Raw genomic sequence first — 18,351 nt, forward strand, 5'->3', positions numbered from 1 at the left:
CTCTCACGGCGTGGCTCCCCTCACCCCGGGCGGCTCACTGGCTAATGTGAGCGTTGTGAGCGCGGTAAGCGAGCTGAACGGCACCCCGGAGGAATTTCGCACGGCAGTGCGAGCTCTCGGTCGTGCACGCACTCGCCCGGAAGTCACACTGGCCCGCATCACCCCACCGCGCGGCTTGGCTCCGCACGCCATGTCGATTGCCGCCGAAGTGGGCCGGATTCAACGCCGCACCCTCCGCAGCTACGAACACACCCAGGCACCCACCACCGGTCGATTCGTGCTGCTGTACGACCCGTCACGGCCCGAACCATGGGGTGGACCCTTCCGGATCGTCAGCTGGTTCCGAGCCCACATGGACCTGGACATCGGCCGGGACGAGTTGCTCACGGACGTCAGCTGGTCGTGGTTGACCGAGGCGCTGGACCACAGCGGGGCCTCGTACACGTCCGAGGGCGGTACGGCCTCACGCACCTTGGAAAAGGGATTCGGCTCGCTACGGGAGAACACGGACAGCGTGGAGATCGAGGTCCGCGCGTCATGGACCCCGTTGACCGAAAAAGATCCCCGGAACTGGGCGTGCGCGCACGTGGAAGCCTGGTCGCAATTGTTGTGCACAGCTACGGGACTGCCCCCGTTCAGCGAAGGCGTGACGTATTTGTAGTGGCCCGCACCTACTGCTCGGTTCCGTGGCAGTACGGTAGAGACAGCAATTACCGATCCAGTGGTCAGGAATTTTCATTAATACCGTGAGTGATCAGTCTCCCAGGACGCCGCAAAGGCCCCCAGCCACCGAAGTCGTGGTCACGGGGTTCGAGGACTTCCACGTCCCCGCAACGGTTCACTTGCACGGACCCGCCGACGGCATCCCCCGCGTGGTGGACACCGCACGGGGTTTGGCGCGGGCGGCGGAACAACTCGCACAAGCCACCGGCCCCGTGGCCATCGACACCGAGCGCGCCTCGGGGTTTCGTTTCGGCCAGCGTGCGTTCCTGGTCCAGATCCGCCGCGAAGGTGCGGGCACCATCTTGATCGACCCGGAGGCCGTGGGATCACTGGCCAGCATTAATGACGCCCTCCGCGGCGTCGAATGGGTGCTGCACGCGGCAACTCAGGACATGCCGTGTTTGCGGGATCTGGACATGACCCCTGATCTGCTGTTCGATACCGAGCTGGGCGGCCGACTGCTGGGCCTGCGAAAGGTCGGACTGGCATCCATGACAGAGGAGCTCCTGGGGTTCACGCTCTCCAAGGAACACTCCGCCGTCGACTGGTCCAAGCGCCCCCTGCCGCAGGACTGGCTCAATTACGCCGCCCTCGACGTGGAGGTCCTGGTCCAGCTGCGCTGGGCCACGGAAGAACGACTGGTCGAGGCCGGAAAGCTTGAATGGGCCCAGCAGGAATTCGAGGCCGTGCGCACCGCCCCGGCCCCTCCGCCGCGTAAGGACCCGTGGCGCCGAACCCACGGGATCGGTACCGTGCGTGGTCGGCGCAAACTCACCGCCGTGCGCAACCTCTGGACCGCCCGGGAGAACCTCGCCAGACACAAGGACCTCTCCCCCAACAGGCTCCTGCCTGATTCGGCAATCGTTGCCGCCGCCAATGCCATGCCCCGCACCGTGCCGCAGTTGTTGGCGACCCCGGGTTTCCACGGTCGCTCGGCATCCCGTGAGGCCCCCCGCTGGCTGGCTGCGGTCCAGGAGGCGCGGCTCACCGATGACCCGGTGCCCCACAATGTGCCCTCGGATGCGCTACCTCCCGTGAAGGGTTGGGAGGCCAAACGCCCCGAGGCCGCCGCTCGGCTCAAGGCCATTAAACCGGCCGTGGCCGAACACGCGGAGGCCGTGGGGATGCCCACCGAAAATTTGATCACCCCCGAGCTGCTACGCCGTTTCTGCTGGCAACCCCCGCGCTCGACGTCGGACGAGGCCGTGGCTCAGCGGCTCACGGAACTGGGAGTCCGGCAGTGGCAGGTGGAACAGGTGGCGTCGGTGATCGGACACACCTGGCGGGAGCTGCGGGCCCAGCGCCGTGCGGAGAAGCACGCGGATGATCCGATCCCCGAATCAGGGAACGAACCATGACCATGACAGTGGCCGCGCACCCGGAAGGGTACGCGGCCACTGTCAGGTGAAGACTGGAATCAGTTCTTCATCTCGTCCTCGGTGGGGCCCGGCTCTGCGGCCTTCATGTCCACGTCCTTCTCGGTGGTCACGGGCTTGGGCAGATCCGCATCCGAGGAGTTCGAACCGGCCTTAGCCTTGACCGAGGCGGCACCCTCCTTGGCCTTGTCTTTCACGGTCGAGGCGCCGTCCTGGGCCTTGGCCGATACGGTACCTGCGGCCTTCTGGGCGGTGTCGGCAAGCTTGCCGCCCACCACGGGAACCTCGGACTTGACCCAGTCGGTGCCCTCGGACACCTTGTCCTGGACCTTGGGATCGTTCCAGGTGTTGATGGCGGTCTCACGCAGGGACTCGTAGCTCTTACGGCCCGAAGCGGAACCCACGATAAAACCAACACCGAAACCGGCGACGAAAGCGAGACGCTTGATCATCTTGATTCCTTTCAGTTGTTCGAGGCAGCCTTCCTGGCACCCCTGTGACTAATACACATCCTACTGACCTTTCCCGTGGCTCCCCGTTTTGACGCACGGCCCCGGCCAGTCGCATCACATTGTCAGGGAGCGGGTCATAAACTGAAAAGCGCGTAATCTTCGAGAGGATCCCCTTGAACACGGAACGACATCAGCAATCCGACACCGCAGATACCACCGGCTTTCCCACGCGGCGCGGCGTGATGGGCGCGGCGGGTCTGGCATCAGTGGCCGCCGTTGGGCTCAGCGCGTGCGGTGGCTCCGGCAATGAGGCCAGCGACCCGGCCACCCCTCAGGCACCTGCCTCCCCCGTGGATGTTGCCGCCACCTCCGATATTCCGGTGGGTCAGGGCGTGAAGGTCGAGAAGGACGGGCTCCAGGCCGTGGTGGGCCAGCCCACCGAGGGCACGTTCAAGGCCTTCTCCCCCGTGTGCCCGCACGAAGGGTGCGTGGTGAATCCCGCCAACAACAGTTACGTGTGTCCGTGCCACAGCTCCACGTTCGACATGAGCACCGGGGGTGTTCAGGGCGGCCCGGCCACGAGCGGTCTGGTCGAATATCCGGTGACGGTTCAGGGTGAGCGCATCATCGTGGGTTGAGCACCCGCAAACCGGCGGAGGCTCGAGACCCTGGTCGGCTCGCTACGCGCCGTCCACCCGCCGCATTCGGCTGGTCTGGGTGGCGCGTAGTTTTTCCTCGTCGGCCGGGCGGGCGTAGGGGACCCGTGTGCCGAGCACGGAGGACAGGGTGTTCTGGGCAATGCGCTGAGCGGTGAGCCCTGTTTGTTCCAGGATCTGGTCGCGGCTTGCGTGGGCCAGGAATTCCGTGGGCAACCCCACTTCATTGAGCGCGGTGTCCACGCCGGCCGAACGCATTTCCTGACGGATCAGGGACCCAATACCGCCTGCCCGTACGCCGTCCTCGATGACCACCACGATCCGGTGCTGAGCCGCGAGGTCGACCACCGAGCTCGCCACTGGCAGCACCCAGCGCGGGTCCACCACCGTGGATGACACGCCGTGCGCGGCCAGCCGCTCGGACACCTCCTGGCTGATGCTGCACATGGCGCCCACACTGACGATCAGCACGTCACGATGCGCGGTCCCCGGTTGCGCCGGGTCCCCGCTACGCACAAGGACGTCCACGCCGTCGGGCAGCCGTTCCAACGCCGGCGACGGCGCTCCCACGGTTCCCTTGGGGTAGCGCACCACCGTGGGAGCATCGTTCACGGCCACCGCTTCGCGCAGTTCCTCGACCATGGTCGCCTCGTCCCGAGGCGCGGCCAAATGAAGCCCGGGGATGATTTGGAGCAGCGCGAGATCCCAGATCCCGTGGTGGCTGGGACCGTCCGGGCCGGTGACGCCGGCGCGGTCCAGAACCACCGTGACACCTGCCTTGTGCAGGGCCACGTCCATGAGCAGCTGGTCGAAACCGCGGTTGAGGAACGTCGCGTAGAGGCCGACCACCGGGTGTAACCCGCCGAAGGCCATGCCCGCGGCCATGGTCAGCGCATGCTGCTCGGCGATCCCCACGTCCACCACGCGGTCCGGGTGGGCCAGCTGCATCTTCTGCAGGCCCATGGGAATCAGCATGGCGCCGGTGACGCCCACGATGTCCTCGCGTTCATCGGCGATCGCCGCAATTTCGTCGCGGAACACATGGGTCCAGGTGCGCGATGACGAGGTGGCGGTGGGCTTGCCGGTGGACGGATCGATCACGGGCACCGAGTGGAACTGGTCGTTCTCGTCCAGCCGCGCGGGGAGATAACCATGGCCCTTCTCGGTGATCGCGTGGACGATGACCGGCCCCCCGTAGTTCTTGGCGTTGCTCAGAGCCTGCTCCATGGCATCCAGATCGTGGCCGTCCACCGGTCCCACGTATTTCATGCCGAGGTCCTCGAAAATGCCCTGCTGGACCACGACATCCTTGATGCCCTGCTTCATGCCGTGCAGTCCGCGGTACACGGCCTGACCCAGATGACCGGACTCCTGCAACAGGCCCTTGACCTTGTCCATGGTTTGTTCGTACCGGCGGTCGGTGCGCATGGCGTCCACGCCCTGCTGCACACTGGCCTGCAGCTCCTGAAGCCTGTTCGCGAAACCACCCACGGTGGGGGCGTAGGAGCGGCCGTTGTCGTTGACGACGATCACGACCTTGCGGTTCTTGTCCGAGGCGATATTGTTCACGGCCTCCCACGCCATGCCACCGGTCAGGGCGCCGTCGCCGATGACGGCCACGGTGTGGCGGTCGTGTTGGCCGGTCATTTGATAACCGCGGGAGATGCCATCGGCCCAGGACAGGGACGACGACGCATGTGAGGACTCCACGATGTCGTGTTCGGATTCACCGCGGTCGGGATAACCAGCAAGACCACCCTTCTGCCGCAGTGTGGAGAAGTCCTGGCGCCCCGTGAGGAGCTTGTGCACATACGACTGGTGCCCGGTGTCGAAGACGATGGAGTCGCGGGGCGAGTCGAAGACCCTGTGAACGGCCAGCGTCAGTTCCACGACGCCCAGGTTGGGTCCCAGATGTCCCCCTGTGGCGGCCACGTGCGTAATGAGGAACGCACGGATATCCGCAGCCAACTGCTCGAGAGCCGCGTTGTCCAGACCGCGTAGGTCCGATGGGCTCTTGATGGTCTCCAGAAGCGTCATGCGTGCTCTCCGTGCCTTCGACAAATCGGGATGGCGGATGCGGCATCAGTCAGCAGCACACTGATGACCTGCCCCGAGGTACCGTTCGATCTTACTCGCCCTAACCGACAGCGCAGCACAGCTACCTGTTAAACAATCCGGCCGGTGGTCCCCGAGAGGATCACCGGCCGGTTGTCGCACCGCAGGTGTTACTTGGCGATCTGACGCAACACGTACTGCAGGATGCCGCCGTTACGGTAGTAGTCGGCCTCGCCCGGGGTGTCGATGCGCAGGTCCGCATCGAACTCCACGGTGGAGCCGTCTTCCTTGGTGGCGGTGACCTTCAGGGTCTTGGGGGTCGAGCCCTCGTTCAGAGCGGTCACGCCCTCGATGTCGAAGGTCTCGGTGCCGTCCAGGCCCAACGAGTCCGCGGACTCGCCCTGGGGGAACTGCAGCGGCAGAACGCCCATACCGATCAGGTTGGAGCGGTGGATCCGCTCGTAGGATTCGGTGATCACAGCGCGCACACCCAGCAGGGAGGTACCCTTGGCCGCCCAGTCACGCGAGGAACCGGAACCGTATTCCTTACCGCCCAGCACCACCAGCGGGACGCCGGCTTCCTGGTAGTTCACGGATGCGTCGTACACCGTGGACTGCGGGCCGTCGGCTTGCGTGAAATCGCGGGTGAAGCCGCCTTCCACGCCGTCCAGCAGTTGGTTCTTGATGCGGATGTTCGCGAACGTACCGCGGATCATCACCTCGTGGTTACCGCGGCGGGAACCGTAGGAGTTGAAGTCCTTGCGCTCCACACCGTTCTCGATCAGGTACTTACCGGCCGGGGTGTCCGACTTGAAGGAACCTGCCGGGGAGATGTGGTCGGTGGTGACCGAATCGCCCAGCTTGAGGAGAACACGGGCACCCTTGATGTCTTCCACGGAGGAGGTCTCCATGGACATCCCGTCGAAGTACGGTGGCTTGCGCACGTAGGTGGAGTTGGGATCCCACTCGAAGACGTCGCCGGTGGGGGTCTCGAGGTTCTGCCAACGCTCGTCGCCATCGAAGATGGTGCCGTATTGGGTGGTGAACATATCGGTGTCGATCGACCGGTCGATGATTTCCTGGACCTCGGTCGGGTTCGGCCAGATGTCCTTGAGGTAAATGTCGTTACCGTCGGGATCCTGACCCAGGGCCTCGTTCTCGAAGTCGAAGTCCATGGTTCCGGCCAGGGCGTAGGCGATGACCAGCGGCGGTGAGGCCAGGTAGTTCATCTTCACGTCCGGGTTGATCCGACCCTCGAAGTTACGGTTACCCGACAGCACCGAGGTCACGGCCAGGTCGTTGTCCTGGATGGTCTGGGAGATCTCGGGCTCGAGCGGGCCGGAGTTACCGATACAGGTGGTGCAGCCGTAACCCACGATGTAGAAGCCGAGCTCCTGCAGGTCCGGAACCAGACCGGACTTCTCGTAGTAGTCGGTGACGACCTTGGAACCCGGAGCAATGGACGTCTTGACCCACGGCTTGGCCTTGAGCCCCTTGCTCACCGCATTGCGAGCCAGAACGGCGGCCGCCATCATGACGGACGGGTTGGACGTGTTGGTGCACGAGGTGATCGAGGCGATCGACACGGCGCCATGATCCAAATTGAACTCGCGGCCGTCCTCCATGGCGACCTTGACCGGGTTGGATGCGCGAGCGCTCACGTCCGTGGCATCAGCGTGCCGCGGCTGGTCCGAGGGATCCTGCTCGTCACCGGCGCTGTTGGCGGGCGCGTCCGAGGCGGGGAAGGACTCAGCAACGGCCTGGTCCACGGTGGAGGACTCGTCCACCGACACGTAGTTGGTGAGGTCTTCGCGGAACTGCGGCTTGGACTTGGTGAGCTCAATGCGGTCCTGCGGGCGCTTGGGGCCGGCGATCGAGGGAACCACGGTGGACAGGTCCAGCTCCAGGTACTCGGAGAACGCAATCTCCTTGGAGGGGTCGTGCCACATGCCCTGTTCCTTGGTGTACGCCTCGACCAGGGCAACCTGCTCCTCGGAGCGACCCGTCAGGCGCAGGTAGTCCATGGTGACCTCGTCGATCGGGAAGATCGCGGCGGTCGAACCGAACTCGGGAGACATGTTGCCGATGGTGGCGCGGTTGGCCAGCGGCACAGCCGCGACGCCCTCACCGTAGAACTCCACGAACTTGCCCACCACACCGTGCTCACGCAGCATCTCGGTGATGGTCAGCACCACGTCGGTTGCGGTGGCGCCGGAGGGGATCTCGCCGGTGAGCTTGAAGCCCACAACGCGCGGGATCAACATGGAAATCGGCTGGCCCAGCATGGCTGCCTCGGCCTCGATGCCGCCGACACCCCAACCCAGGACGCCGATGCCGTTTTCCATGGTGGTGTGCGAGTCGGTGCCCACGCAGGTGTCCGGGTACGCGCGAACGGTGCCGTCCACCTCGCGGGTCATGACCACGCGTGCCAGGTTCTCGATGTTGACCTGGTGCACGATACCCATGCCCGGGGGTACGACCTTGAAGTCGTTGAATGCGGTCTGACCCCAGCGTAGGAACTGGTACCGCTCGCCGTTGCGCTGGTACTCGATATCCATGTTGCGCTCGATGGCGTCCACGGAACCGAACGCGTCAATCTGCACGGAGTGGTCAATGACCAACTCGGCCGGAGCCAGCGGGTTGACCCGGGACGGATCACCGCCGAGTTCCGCCACGGCCTCACGCATCGTGGCAAGGTCCACGATGCAGGGAACGCCGGTGAAGTCCTGCATGATGACACGGGCAGGGGTGAACTGAATCTCCGTGTCGGGCTGGGCCTCGGGATCCCAGCTGGCCAGGGCCTCAATGTGCTTCTCGGTCACGTTCGCACCGTCTTCGGTGCGCAACAGGTTCTCGAGCAGAATCTTCAAGCTGTAAGGGAGTTTCGTGGCCCCCTCTAGTGCATTGAGTCGGAAAATTTCATAGTCGGTGCCGCCGACGTTGAGTACGCCTTTGGCTCCAAAGCTGTCCACAGTCATGGTGTGGAACTCCTCTCGCCACCGTTTGAATGCGTTCGCGGCCGTCAACGGGGCGCATGAAACGCACCGGGCGCGCACGAACGGTCACCTCCCAGTGTAGCCTGTGCCACTTACCCTGACCGGGAGATTCACCTCAGGACGCGTCATTGCGCCGCAACACAGCCACCGCCTCCACATGGTGGGTGTTCGGGTACAGGTCGAACGCCTTCACGTCGGTCACCTTCCAACCGCGGCGCGACAACCGGCCGAGGTCACGACCCAGTGCCGCGGGATCACACGCAACGTAGACCACTGTGTGGGGGTCGGCGCCGTCGATCGCCGCGAGTACTTCCTTGCCCGCTCCGGCGCGCGGTGGATCGAGAATGACCACGTCGGGCCGGGGCGCGCGCACCGCGGGCCGCTGTTGCCCGCGCGAGGACCCGTGGCGGCGTCGTGCGGGGTCACGTCCCGTGAGCACCCGCGCCACGTCCCCGCGCGTGACGCGGACGTTCTCCCGCTCGGCCAGGTTTTCTCGCGCATCCGCGGACGTCACGGGCGAGCCCTCCACCGCGAAGACCCGGCCCTGAGGACCCACCACGCCGGCAGCCGCGGCAGTGAACAATCCGGCTCCGCTGTAGAGGTCCCACACCGTCTCCCCGGGCTCGATCCGAGCTGCCGCCAGCACCGCGTCGACCAGGGTGCGCGGGGCGGCCCGGTGAATCTGCCAGAACCCCGTGGGGCTGACGCGCCACGTGAGTGGATCGCCACCGGGCACCTCGAGAGTTTCCCGCACCAGGGATTCGCCGGACCACGTCTGGATCTCGCGATCCTCCGGGGACTGCGCGGTGACCGACACCCCGTGGTCGCTCCCCCAGCTCGCGAGCCGGCCCCGCAGATCGGTCAGCGTCTCGGGGTCCTGACGCGCAAGCAGACCCACGTGCAGCAGCGGCCGGCCCCCGTCTGCCGGTGCGGCAATGTCCAGGCGCGCGGCACCCGGTACGGACAGCTCCCAGGGTGCGCGGGCGCTGATGGCGTCCGTGGCCAGCGGCATGTCCGTGATCGCCACCAGGTCATGGGACCTGTGGGGGTACATGCCCGCGGTGCCGTCCGCGGACACGTCCAGGTGCAGGCGGGTGCGCCACCCGGTGCCATCAGGGGATTCGTCGGCCACCGCGGCAACCTGGCCGCGCCAGTCGATTCCGGCCAGATGCTCGAGTTGCTCGGCCACCACGGCCCGTTTGAGTTCTCGTTGCCCGCCCAGCGTGAGGTGACCGAATTCTGCCCCGCCCACGGGCGCTCGTTCGTCCCGAGCGGCACGTAGGGCATCCGCGGCGGCCCACGGGTGATGGGTTCTGCGGTCCTCGGAGGATTCCAGCACCTCGATCACGTCACCGCGCCAGAATTTGGCGTCCTCGCCGTGGTCGGTGAGGCGCACGCGCACGAGTTCCCCGGGCGCACCGTGACGCACGAACACCACACGACCGTCCGGCGAACGTGACACCATGTGCCCACCGTGAGCCACGGCGGTGAGTCGGAGTGTCAGCTGATCGGGGGTGTCGGGGTGGTCTTCGGTCATCCTTGATTCTCCGTGAGTCGTAGTTCGCGCACCGATTCCAGGTGCCAGGGAACGGAGGCGATCATGACGCCCCGTTCGAAGTGCAGTCGAGCCTTGAGCGGCCGGATGGCCTGGTTGTGCAAGAACCGCTCCCAGCCGCGCCCCACAACATATTCGGGCAAGTAGACGATCACCAAGTCTCGCGGTGATTTCTTGCGGATGCTGCGCACGTGGGAGATCACGGGTCCGATGCTGTCACGGTACGGGGAGGCCAGCACAGTGATGGGGACCGGGAACTCCAGCCGTTGCCATTGCCGCAGGACGTCCTCGGTCCGGGCACGATCGGTGTCCACCAGCACCGCCTCCAACGTGGCCGGCCGGGAGGCCCGGGCGTAGGTCAGGGCGCGAACCACGGGCTTGCGAACCGAGGTCACCACGATCAGGGCATGCACGCGGGAGGGCAGCGCACGGACCGGGGACTCGGGATCCACCTCGAGTTCGCGGTCCACCGAGGCGTAATGATGGCCGATCACCCGCATCCACAGTGTGAGCAGGGCAATGGCCACAATGGTCAGCCAGGCCCCCTGCGTGAGCTTGGTGGCCAGCACCACCAAGAATACGGCAGCGCAGAAAATCAGGGCCACCACGGCCACGGACTGCCGCATGGCCAGTTGCCGGGTGGTGACCTTTGAGGTGCGGGTCCGTCGCACGCGCGCCCAATGTCGCACCATGCCCGCCTGGGTGAGGGTGAACGCAAAGAACGCCCCCACCACGTAGAGCTGGATCAGGCTGTTGACGTTCGCATCGAAGATCGCGGTGAACAGCGCCGCGACGATCGAGAGCAGCACGATTCCGTTGGTGAAAGCGAAACGATCCCCGCGCGATTGCAACTGGCGCGGTAGCAGCGCGGCGCTGGCCAGCCGCGAGGCCAAGGTGGGGAAACCCGAGAACGCCGTGTTGGCGGCCATGAACAGCACGCCCACCGTGACGGCCACCAGCACGAAGAACCACACGGAGTTCTCGCCGGCAATGGTCTGGGCCAGTTGGCCGAGGATCGGCACCTGGAAGAAGCCTTCCCCCGGGCGCTGGCCGTCGATCAGTAACTGCTCATCCGCGTTCATGACCACGACCGCCCGGGTTTCACGGGTGAGATACAACACGCCCAGCAGCAACGCCGTGGACAGGGCACCGAGGTAGCCCAGGGTGCGGGCCGCGTTGAGGGCTTTGGGTTTACGGAAGTAGGGCACGGAATTGGTGATGGTCTCCACACCGGTCACCGCCACCGCACCCGAGGAGAACGCACGCAGCACCAGCACCGCCCCGGCCAGGCCCACCAGCCCGGCGTCCATGCGGGCGGCGGGCAGCACCTGGTAGTCCGCCGACGGCGCTCGGTCCAGTGTGCCCGTCAGGTGCTGTACCAGCCCCGCAGCGATGAGCAGGAGCACCACCGCCACAAAGGCGTACGTGGGTACGGTCGAGGCGCGCCCCATGAATTGCAGCCCGCGCAGGTTGAGCAGCCCGACCACCGCTATACCCGCGAGGGCCACGAAAACCTGCTGACCCACGAACCACGGCACCGCTGAGGCCACGTACTGGGCCGCGGCGGACATGGACACGGCCACCACCAGGGTGTAATCCACCAACAGCGCCGCACCCACCATGGCACCGGAGGGCCGGCCGAGGTTCTTGGACGCGATCTCGAAATCCGCTCCGCCGGACGGGTAGGCCCGCACGTTCTGCCGGTAGGCGGTGATCAACACGATCAACACCACGAGAACCACGACTCCCACCCAGGGTGAGACGGCAATGGCCGCGGTGCCCGCGAGCGCCAGGGTCAATACGATTTCGTCCGGCGCGTAGGCCACGGAGGACAGCGCGTCGGATGCGAACACGGGTAGTGCCGCGCGGTTGCGGAGCAGGGTTCCGCCGGCGCGTTCGTTGTGGAGTGGTTTGCCCACGAGGACGCGGCGAGCAAGTTGGGACAGGTGCACGGTTCAACACGCTAGTACCTCGCGGGGGTCTTGTCCCGAAGCGCGGAGAATTATGCTGTGCGACATGGCGCATTTTGTGATCATGGGTGTCGGCCGCGTGGGGATCTCCATTGCGCACGCCCTTGAGGATTCCGGCCACACCGTGGCGGTCATCGATCAGGACGATCGGGCCTTTCGTAAACTACGACCGTCGTTCGGCGGTAAGAAGGTCACCGGCCACGGTTTCGACCGGGACGTACTGCGCCGGGCGGGTATTGAAGAGGCCTACGCGTTCGCGGCGGTGTCCAGCGGTGACAACTCGAACATCATTGCGGCCCGCGTGGCCCGGGAGACGTTCAAGGTCAAACACGTGGTGGCCCGCATTTACGACCCCAGCCGCGCGGAGTTCTACCAACGCTTGGGAATCCCCACGGTGGCCTCCGTACGGTGGAGTTCGGACCAGGTGCTGCGGCGGATCCTGCCGGAGCACGCGATCACCGGTGATTTCCGGGAGGTCTCCGGACGGTTGCAGCTGGGAGAGCTTCCCCTGCACGAATCCTGGTCGGGTTTGCACCTGGATCGCATCGAGGAGGCCTCCGGTGTGCGGGTGGCCTTCGTGACGCGCTTCGGAGAGGGAATTCTGCCCGCCACCGATTCCAGTTACCAGCAGGGGGATATTGTGCACGCCATGATGCGCGTGGAAGATGTCGAGAACGTGGCCCGGATCCTGTCCCGGCCGCCCTCGGACGAGGTCTTGGAGGCGGTGGCTCTGGCGGCCACCGAGGAACGCGGTCACGGGCGGGAGCGGTCATGAAGGTCATCATTGTGGGCGGCGGATCCGTGGGCTCATCGATCGCTCGCGAATTGGTGTCCCACGGCCACGAGATCGTGGTGATCGATGCGACGTCGGACGTGATCGGCCGTTCCAATTTACGCGGCACCCAGTGGGTCGTCGGGGACGCCTGCGACTTGGACGTGCTCCAACGTGCCAAGACGGAAGACGCGGATGTCGTGGTGGCCGCCACCGGAGACGACAAGGCGAACCTGGTCGTCTCACTCCTGGCGCGCAGCGAGTTCGGGGTGCCCCGGACCGTGGGGCGGGTCAACAACCCCAAGAACGAATGGCTGTTCGACGACGCGTGGGGCGTTGACGTTGCGGTGTCCACTCCCCGGCTCATGACCGCGCTCGTGGAGGAGGCCGTGGAAGTGGGGGACGTGGTGCGGTTGCTGAGTCTGCAGACCGGGGGTGCAACACTGTCCGCCTACACGGTGCCCCGGGAACATCCGGTCGTGGCCACCATGGTGTCCCACGTGCCGTGGCCCCTCGAGGTCGCCCTGGTGGCCATCCTGCGGGACGGAATACCGATCACACCCTCCGGGGACGATGTTCTGGAGGGCTCGGACGAATTGTTCTTCATTTCCACCGCAGAGGGGGAAGAACAGCTGCGGGCCATGTTCACCACGGCCCGAGCCATCACCGACGAGACCGAACCGGCCGGGTCAACATCCACCCGAGCCACAGCACCAACGCATACAAGGGAACACCCATCACCAGGCGGGTGACGCCCAGCGCGGCGACGTTCTCCGCGAAATACAGGGGTACCTGCACGAGCAACCGCGCCGCGAACATCACGATCAGCAGCAGGGTGGCGCGCTGATACGCGCTGCGCCGCTGCCGATCCTTACGCCAGTCCATACCCTCCCCGCGAACGTAACCGAAGAAGACACCCAGCAGCGGCCAGCCGACCGCCGCCGAGATCGACAGACCGATGAACCAGGCAATGTTTATGAAGAACCCCGGCACGTAGTAGTCCAGGGCTTGACCGCCGGCCCGGGCGAACAGGGCACACACGGCCACGCCGATCAGCCCGGTGATCGACTGCATCAGTGACTGCCGCTGGGCCAGTCTCACCACCGCGAACAGCGAGGCGGTGGCCAGGGAGGCAACCAGCGCGATGACCAATTGCTGGGTCAGCAAGAACACGACCAGGAAAATCAGACCCGGCAGGATCGCCTCGAGCAACCCGCGCCAGCCGCCCACGGCGTGCAGCACGTCCAGCTGACCGTGTTCATCACGGCGCAGACCCGCGCGCTTGGCGTAGTCCCCCATGGCCTGCTCCACGGACTGGGGCCGCCTGCTCCCCTCGGGAGGTTCCTGGCCATCCGGTGCTGAGGGGTACGGGGGTGTCGTATGGCTCACCGGCTGATCCTTTTGGGCGTGATGATCTCGTAACGGGGGTTGTACATGGTCGGTACCGAATCGGTGAACGACACCACGGCCACGCACCGCAATCTGGTTCCGGCCATGATGCCGGGAACACTGCGCTGACCGTGCCAGAGCAACGCGACGTAGGAATCTTCCCGAGCCGCTCGGTGCCCGGACCGGCCCTGGATATGCAGCACCGCCCGGTAGCGCGGCGACTGCGTGGCGGGCGAGAACGTGACCTCGGTGACCTCGCCCTCGACCATGACCCGACGACGCTGCGACGCTGCCGCCGGGTCGAGATCCCGCGCGGCGGCACCGCGCTCGCCGACGACGTCGATGGCCCCGGTGACGTGCGTTGTGGCCACCGGATCAGCCGATTTCGGTGATCTCTGGACCGCGACGCGGTGCGCTCGCCGGCGGCTGCGGATCCCGCACGGGCTGCTCGGGGGTCCGGCCCTCGGCGTTCTGCGGTGTTGCGTTCTCCGGAACCTTGAACTGCAACAGGTCGCGCGGGGGCATCGGATCATGCCCGCGCACGATCACCAACGATCGCACGACGTCGTCGAGCACCTCGGCGGTCGTGGACGGCATGGCGGCACCGCCCGTGTACACCGCGCGCAGGAACCAGCGCGGCCCGTCGATGCCGACGAAGCGTGCCAGCCGGTAGCCGGGTTGGCCCGAGGCCGTGGTCGCGGAGAATTTGGCATTGACCTGCAGCCCCAGCGGGCCTTCGCTCACGGTGGCCTGTCCGCGGTCGCGGCGCAGGCCTTCCACCAATTCGCGGCGGACATCGTCCCACAGTCCGCTGCTCTTGGGCGCGGAGAACGCCTGGAGTTGAACCGAGCCGTCCTTGTAATCAACGTTCAAGGCACGCGGTCGCTGTGATTTTTCCTCCAGATCCATGCGCACGGCCACACCGGCCACGGGTTTGAGGAGGATGCACCCCAGATCAATGTAGTCCTCGCGCTCGCCCGTCAGCTCGGACTCGTCCCACGGGCCCAGGGCGCGGGGGTCGGAGGCCGCCGCCGTGTCCTCCTCGGGTGTCCCGGGGGTCTCTGGCAGGTCAGTCTTGGCGACGGCGCTGTTGTCCGCCTGAGCGTCCTTGCTGCGCTTCTTTCGTCCGAACATGTGTGCTCCGTTGATTGTCTGCGGGTCGTTGTGAATCAGTGGCCGGGATCTAGTGGGTTCCGGAGGAACCGAAGCCTCCCGCGCCGCGTTCGCTCTCGGGCAGGTCGGCCACGGGGTCGAAGAGGGCCGTCTCCACTCGCTGGATCACGAGCTGGGCAATCCGCTCACCGCGGCTCACCGTGTAGGTGGCCGATCGGTCGGTGTTGAGTAAACACACCTTGAGCTCACCGCGGTAGCCGCTGTCCACGGTGCCCGGGGCGTTGACAACGGTCAGTCCGTGTTTGGCCGCGAGCCCCGACCTGGGGTGAACCAGGCCCACGTACCCGTGGGGGATCGCCAGGGCCACCCCGGTGTCCACCAGCGCCCGTTGTCCCGGCTCCAGAACGGTCTCGCGCCGGGCCCGCAGGTCGGCACCCGCGTCTCCGAGGGTTGCGTACGAGGGGGGCGCCAGCTCGGGATCCAACATCTTGAGGGCCACGGTCACGGTGTGGTTAACGGCTACTTCAGTCACAATCCACCACTCTAACGCGGCGCACCTTGGGTGGTTGTGCTGACGTGGAAGACTCCTAGCAAGCTGTGGGAAAGTGGACTCATGACCTCTCACGAACCCCACGCCACAACGGCCTCCGAACCGGCCACCCCCGACCACCCGACGATGGAACCCGTGGTGGCCTACCAGGAGCGACTCACCGTCGCGTGGTGGATGTGGCTCGTGATCCTGTTCGTGGGAGCGGCAACATTCATCGCTCTCGCCCCCATCAACATGGCCGTGGGCATCATTGCGGCCGTGGTGGTCATGGTCTTCATTGCGTTGATCCTTTATCTCGGCTCACCCCGGATCGTGGTCACGGACCACGACGTGCGCGTGGGCCGGGCACACATCGAGCGACGCTTTGTCGGAGAGGCCCAGGCCCTGCGTGGTGAGGCCGCACGCGTGGCCCGCGGTCCCGAATTGGACGGCCGCGCGTTCATGAACTTCCGGGTCTCCGTCCCTGACATGTGCCGGATCCAGATCGTGGACCCCGTGGATCCCACCCCGTACTGGCTCACCGCCACCCGCCACCCCGAGGAACTGGCTCGCGCGATCAATGCCGATCGCGGCCCTGATGCGCAGTAACGCACCGAAACAATTCGGGCGGTCACCGTAGTGGTGACCGCCCGAAACCTGTGTTCAGCAGCCGTGGATCAGCCCATGCACTCGAAGCAGAACTTCACCCCGTCGCGCTCTTCGGCGAGCTGGGAACGGTGACGCACCAGGAAGCACGAGCCGCACGTGAATTCGTCCTCCTGAGCGGGCAGCACCACAACGGAGAGCTCTTCGTTGGAAAGATCGGCGCCGGGAAGCTCAAAGCTTTCCGCGGCTGCTGCTTCATCCTCGTCGACGCTGCCGGACTGCTGATCCGATCGACGAGACTGCAACTCCTCGATCGAGTCTTCCTTGAGGTCTTCGTCCTGCTTACGCGGCGCGTCGTAATCTGTGGCCATGTGTAAATCCGCTCCAACCGGTCTCAGCGAGATCGCTGTGGGTGTTAATACCCCGGCTTTCTGGGAAAAACGCCGGGTCCGTGTCGCGTAGATTGTTCACCATCGACCGGGAAAAATCCAGCCCGAGGCATCGACCACTCATTTCACGATGTCACACCGGGAATGACTCCCCCAGCCCGCCATGGATGAACCGTCCACGGACTGCCGCGGGAAATGCGGGAGTACGGGGGTAAACCGGTTCGGTGGCCGCGGTTGAACCACTAGACTGGCACGACATGAGCGGTGGGAATTTCTCTGACAGCATTACTTCCCGCTGGTAAAGGAAGGACAGCATGGACCAGTTGCACCTGGTGGGTGTACACGAAGACGGCGAACACCTGATCGTGGAAACCACCGATTCACAGCGTTACTCGCTGAAGATCGATCAGCAGTTACGGCAAGCGGTGCAGCACGCGCGGAAGAAGACTCCCGCGCGCGGCCGTGTCGGCGGGCAGTTCGGTCCCCGCGACATCCAAGCTCGGTTCCGGGCCGGCGCCAGCGTTGAAGACATCGTTGCGGAGTCCGGCTGGGAACCCGAGCGCGTCAAGCGCTACGAATGGCCCATCCTGGCCGAGCGCGGGCACATGGTGCGGGAGGCTCTCAAGGTCAAGGTGACCGGCACCAGCCCGTCACATGACGGTTACCGTTCCGTGTTCGAGGGCGAACCGCGAACACTCGAGCAGACCGTGCACCACCGCGCGCAGGACACGGGTGTGGCCGTGAGTTCCCTCGACTGGGACGCGTGGCAACGCGAGGATCAGCTCTGGAACCTGCAATTGACGTTCAGTGTCTCGGACCGCGATCAGGCCCCCCATGACACCAACGGTCCCGCGGAATGGACCTACAACCCCGCTAATCAAACGGTGCGACCCGTGAACGAGTGGGCCACGGCCCTCGGTCAAGAACCGCCTGAGTCCGGGCCCCTGGGTGTGCCCGCACCGACAGTCACCCACCATCCGGCCCCTGACGCCCGCGTGGAACAGCTCCAGCGAGAGGCCAGCCAGGCCGACGAGCTGCTGGACGTGCTGCAGGCGCGCCGTGGCCGCCGTTTGGGCTCCGACACGGACGAGGACGATCGGCTGGCCGAGATCCTGGGGCGTGGAATGGGACACGTGGACAACCGGCCCCGACCCATTGGCGCACCCGAGGACTCACCGTTGTTCGATCAGCCCATCCAGCCCGCCGCCGCGCGCGTGGCTGAGGATCGGGCGCTCGAAGAAGACGCCGGTATCGAGATCGTGGACGATTCCACGGCCGCGCCCGAAGGTCCCGAAGCCCCGGTGGAAGAACCGGACCAGGCGGCGTCCACATCGCTGCCCGAGGCCGTGACGGCCGGCCGGGGCCCGCAGCTCAGCGTTGCGAACAACCTTGCGGAATCGGTGGCCACTCTCGAGCCCCAGGACGAAACCGCGCCGGACGGCAACCCCCCGAACGAAACCCACACCGGGGACAACGCCGTGGCCCAGGATTCAGAGGTCGACCAGGAACAAACCCCCGTCGAGCCCACCGAACCGCCCCAGCGAGCCCCCGGGCCGCGCGGCCGGACCGGTAAGGCCAAGCGTTCCTCGGTGCCCAGCTGGGATGAGATTGTGTTCGGTTCCAATTCGAACTGAGGCACGGGGGCACCGTCCGGGGACTGCAGAACGACCGCGGACACGCTAAAGTCACTAAGCCTTGATCCACCGATGAGCATGCTTGGTACTGGTACGTAATTAAGAACGAAATGCCCGTCTGACCGGGAAGAATGGC

The 18,351-nt window shown here is 65.7% G+C and carries 17 protein-coding genes; 7 read left to right on the top strand and 10 right to left on the bottom strand.

Annotated features, from left to right (window positions below):
• The first annotated feature begins 55 nt into the window (after window positions 1–55).
• Entirely contained in the window at window positions 56–661 is a 606-nt protein-coding gene (locus ABEA06_RS11045) for a DUF3000 domain-containing protein (protein WP_303382676.1), read from the top strand.
• Window positions 662–746: 85 nt separating this feature from the next.
• Complete coding sequence (locus ABEA06_RS11050) at window positions 747–2,081, top strand: ribonuclease D (protein ID WP_345311518.1); 1,335 nt, start codon at window positions 747–749, stop codon at window positions 2,079–2,081.
• A 59-nt stretch (window positions 2,082–2,140) separates the two neighbouring features.
• On the opposite strand, the gene ABEA06_RS11055 is transcribed toward ABEA06_RS11050, so the two are convergent.
• Complete coding sequence (locus ABEA06_RS11055) at window positions 2,141–2,551, bottom strand: prolipoprotein diacylglyceryl transferase (RefSeq protein ID WP_303382674.1); 411 nt, start codon at window positions 2,549–2,551, stop codon at window positions 2,141–2,143.
• 173 nt (window positions 2,552–2,724) lie between these two features.
• Here ABEA06_RS11055 and ABEA06_RS11060 point away from each other — a divergent pair, with 173 nt between their 5' ends.
• Window positions 2,725–3,189: a QcrA and Rieske domain-containing protein gene (locus ABEA06_RS11060; RefSeq protein ID WP_345311519.1), complete on the top strand. Its 465-nt coding sequence runs from the start codon at window positions 2,725–2,727 to the stop codon at window positions 3,187–3,189.
• Between the two features lie 42 nt (window positions 3,190–3,231).
• On the opposite strand, the gene dxs is transcribed toward ABEA06_RS11060, so the two are convergent.
• From dxs to ABEA06_RS11080, 4 genes are all read right to left on the bottom strand, one after another.
• The gene (gene dxs / locus ABEA06_RS11065) at window positions 3,232–5,244 is read right to left on the bottom strand and encodes a 1-deoxy-D-xylulose-5-phosphate synthase (RefSeq protein ID WP_312396765.1); all 2,013 of its coding nucleotides are present in this window, start codon (window positions 5,242–5,244) and stop codon (window positions 3,232–3,234) included.
• A gap of 188 nt (window positions 5,245–5,432) precedes the next feature.
• The gene (locus ABEA06_RS11070) at window positions 5,433–8,240 is read right to left on the bottom strand and encodes an aconitate hydratase (RefSeq protein WP_345311520.1); all 2,808 of its coding nucleotides are present in this window, start codon (window positions 8,238–8,240) and stop codon (window positions 5,433–5,435) included.
• A gap of 133 nt (window positions 8,241–8,373) precedes the next feature.
• Window positions 8,374–9,795 carry a class I SAM-dependent RNA methyltransferase gene (locus ABEA06_RS11075; RefSeq protein ID WP_345311521.1) on the bottom strand — a complete coding sequence of 474 codons (1,422 nt, stop codon included), beginning with the start codon at window positions 9,793–9,795 and terminating at the stop codon, window positions 8,374–8,376.
• Window positions 9,792–11,765 (bottom strand): APC family permease, encoded by a 1,974-nt coding sequence (locus ABEA06_RS11080; protein WP_312395831.1) that lies wholly within the window; start codon window positions 11,763–11,765, stop codon window positions 9,792–9,794. Before ABEA06_RS11080 ends, ABEA06_RS11075 begins: the two co-directional genes overlap by 4 nt.
• Window positions 11,766–11,829: 64 nt before the next feature.
• Here ABEA06_RS11080 and ABEA06_RS11085 point away from each other — a divergent pair, with 64 nt between their 5' ends.
• Together ABEA06_RS11085 and ABEA06_RS11090 are read left to right on the top strand one after the other, a co-directional pair.
• Entirely contained in the window at window positions 11,830–12,558 is a 729-nt protein-coding gene (locus tag ABEA06_RS11085) for a potassium channel family protein (RefSeq protein ID WP_303382803.1), read from the top strand.
• Complete coding sequence (locus ABEA06_RS11090; protein WP_312395833.1) at window positions 12,555–13,307, top strand: potassium channel family protein; 753 nt, start codon at window positions 12,555–12,557, stop codon at window positions 13,305–13,307. Before ABEA06_RS11085 ends, ABEA06_RS11090 begins: the two co-directional genes overlap by 4 nt.
• On the opposite strand, the gene ABEA06_RS11095 is transcribed toward ABEA06_RS11090, so the two are convergent.
• The 4 genes from ABEA06_RS11095 to dut are packed head-to-tail and all read right to left on the bottom strand — an operon-like array spanning window position 13,219 to window position 15,589.
• Entirely contained in the window at window positions 13,219–13,944 is a 726-nt protein-coding gene (locus ABEA06_RS11095; RefSeq protein ID WP_312395834.1) for a DUF3159 domain-containing protein, read from the bottom strand. The two genes, ABEA06_RS11090 and ABEA06_RS11095, sit on opposite strands and share 89 nt — an antisense overlap.
• The gene (locus ABEA06_RS11100; RefSeq protein ID WP_345311522.1) at window positions 13,941–14,315 is read right to left on the bottom strand and encodes a single stranded DNA-binding domain-containing protein; all 375 of its coding nucleotides are present in this window, start codon (window positions 14,313–14,315) and stop codon (window positions 13,941–13,943) included. The genes ABEA06_RS11095 and ABEA06_RS11100 overlap by 4 nt, the downstream gene beginning before the upstream one ends.
• Before the next feature lie 4 nt (window positions 14,316–14,319).
• On the bottom strand, window positions 14,320–15,078 hold the full coding sequence (locus ABEA06_RS11105) for a DUF3710 domain-containing protein (protein ID WP_345311523.1): 759 nt from the start codon (window positions 15,076–15,078) through the stop codon (window positions 14,320–14,322).
• A gap of 49 nt (window positions 15,079–15,127) precedes the next feature.
• A complete protein-coding gene (gene dut / locus ABEA06_RS11110; protein ID WP_303382798.1) occupies window positions 15,128–15,589 on the bottom strand; it encodes a dUTP diphosphatase in 462 nt (153 codons plus the stop codon).
• Between the two features lie 81 nt (window positions 15,590–15,670).
• Between dut and ABEA06_RS11115 the strand changes: the two genes are divergently transcribed.
• Window positions 15,671–16,195, top strand: coding sequence for a DUF3093 domain-containing protein (locus tag ABEA06_RS11115; RefSeq protein ID WP_303382797.1), 525 nt, complete (start codon window positions 15,671–15,673; stop codon window positions 16,193–16,195).
• Window positions 16,196–16,263: 68 nt separating this feature from the next.
• Here the strand turns inward: ABEA06_RS11115 and ABEA06_RS11120 are convergent, their stop codons facing one another.
• The gene (locus ABEA06_RS11120; protein WP_095798898.1) at window positions 16,264–16,563 is read right to left on the bottom strand and encodes a DUF4193 domain-containing protein; all 300 of its coding nucleotides are present in this window, start codon (window positions 16,561–16,563) and stop codon (window positions 16,264–16,266) included.
• 332 nt (window positions 16,564–16,895) lie between these two features.
• Between ABEA06_RS11120 and sepH the strand changes: the two genes are divergently transcribed.
• On the top strand, window positions 16,896–18,215 hold the full coding sequence (sepH, locus tag ABEA06_RS11125; RefSeq protein WP_345311524.1) for a septation protein SepH: 1,320 nt from the start codon (window positions 16,896–16,898) through the stop codon (window positions 18,213–18,215).
• Window positions 18,216–18,351: the final 136 nt, after the last annotated feature.

It is taken from the genome of Kocuria gwangalliensis, assembly GCF_039544365.1.
In the GTDB taxonomy this organism is placed as follows: Bacteria; Actinomycetota; Actinomycetes; order Actinomycetales; family Micrococcaceae; genus Kocuria; species Kocuria gwangalliensis.

Bases quoted from the DNA above. Each gene is read 5' to 3' on its own strand.
- dxs (WP_312396765.1), bottom strand. From the start codon at position 5,244: ATGACGCTTCTGGAGACCATCAAGAGCCCATCGGACCTACGCGGTCTG.
- ABEA06_RS11090 (WP_312395833.1), top strand. From the start codon at position 12,555: ATGAAGGTCATCATTGTGGGCGGCGGATCCGTGGGCTCATCGATCGCT.
- ABEA06_RS11105 (WP_345311523.1), bottom strand. From the start codon at position 15,078: ATGTTCGGACGAAAGAAGCGCAGCAAGGACGCTCAGGCGGACAACAGC.
- ABEA06_RS11070 (WP_345311520.1), bottom strand. From the start codon at position 8,240: ATGACTGTGGACAGCTTTGGAGCCAAAGGCGTACTCAACGTCGGCGGC.
- ABEA06_RS11120 (WP_095798898.1), bottom strand. From the start codon at position 16,563: ATGGCCACAGATTACGACGCGCCGCGTAAGCAGGACGAAGACCTCAAG.
- sepH (WP_345311524.1), top strand. From the start codon at position 16,896: ATGGACCAGTTGCACCTGGTGGGTGTACACGAAGACGGCGAACACCTG.
- ABEA06_RS11085 (WP_303382803.1), top strand. From the start codon at position 11,830: ATGGCGCATTTTGTGATCATGGGTGTCGGCCGCGTGGGGATCTCCATT.
- ABEA06_RS11115 (WP_303382797.1), top strand. From the start codon at position 15,671: ATGACCTCTCACGAACCCCACGCCACAACGGCCTCCGAACCGGCCACC.
- ABEA06_RS11055 (WP_303382674.1), bottom strand. From the start codon at position 2,551: ATGATCAAGCGTCTCGCTTTCGTCGCCGGTTTCGGTGTTGGTTTTATC.
- ABEA06_RS11075 (WP_345311521.1), bottom strand. From the start codon at position 9,795: ATGACCGAAGACCACCCCGACACCCCCGATCAGCTGACACTCCGACTC.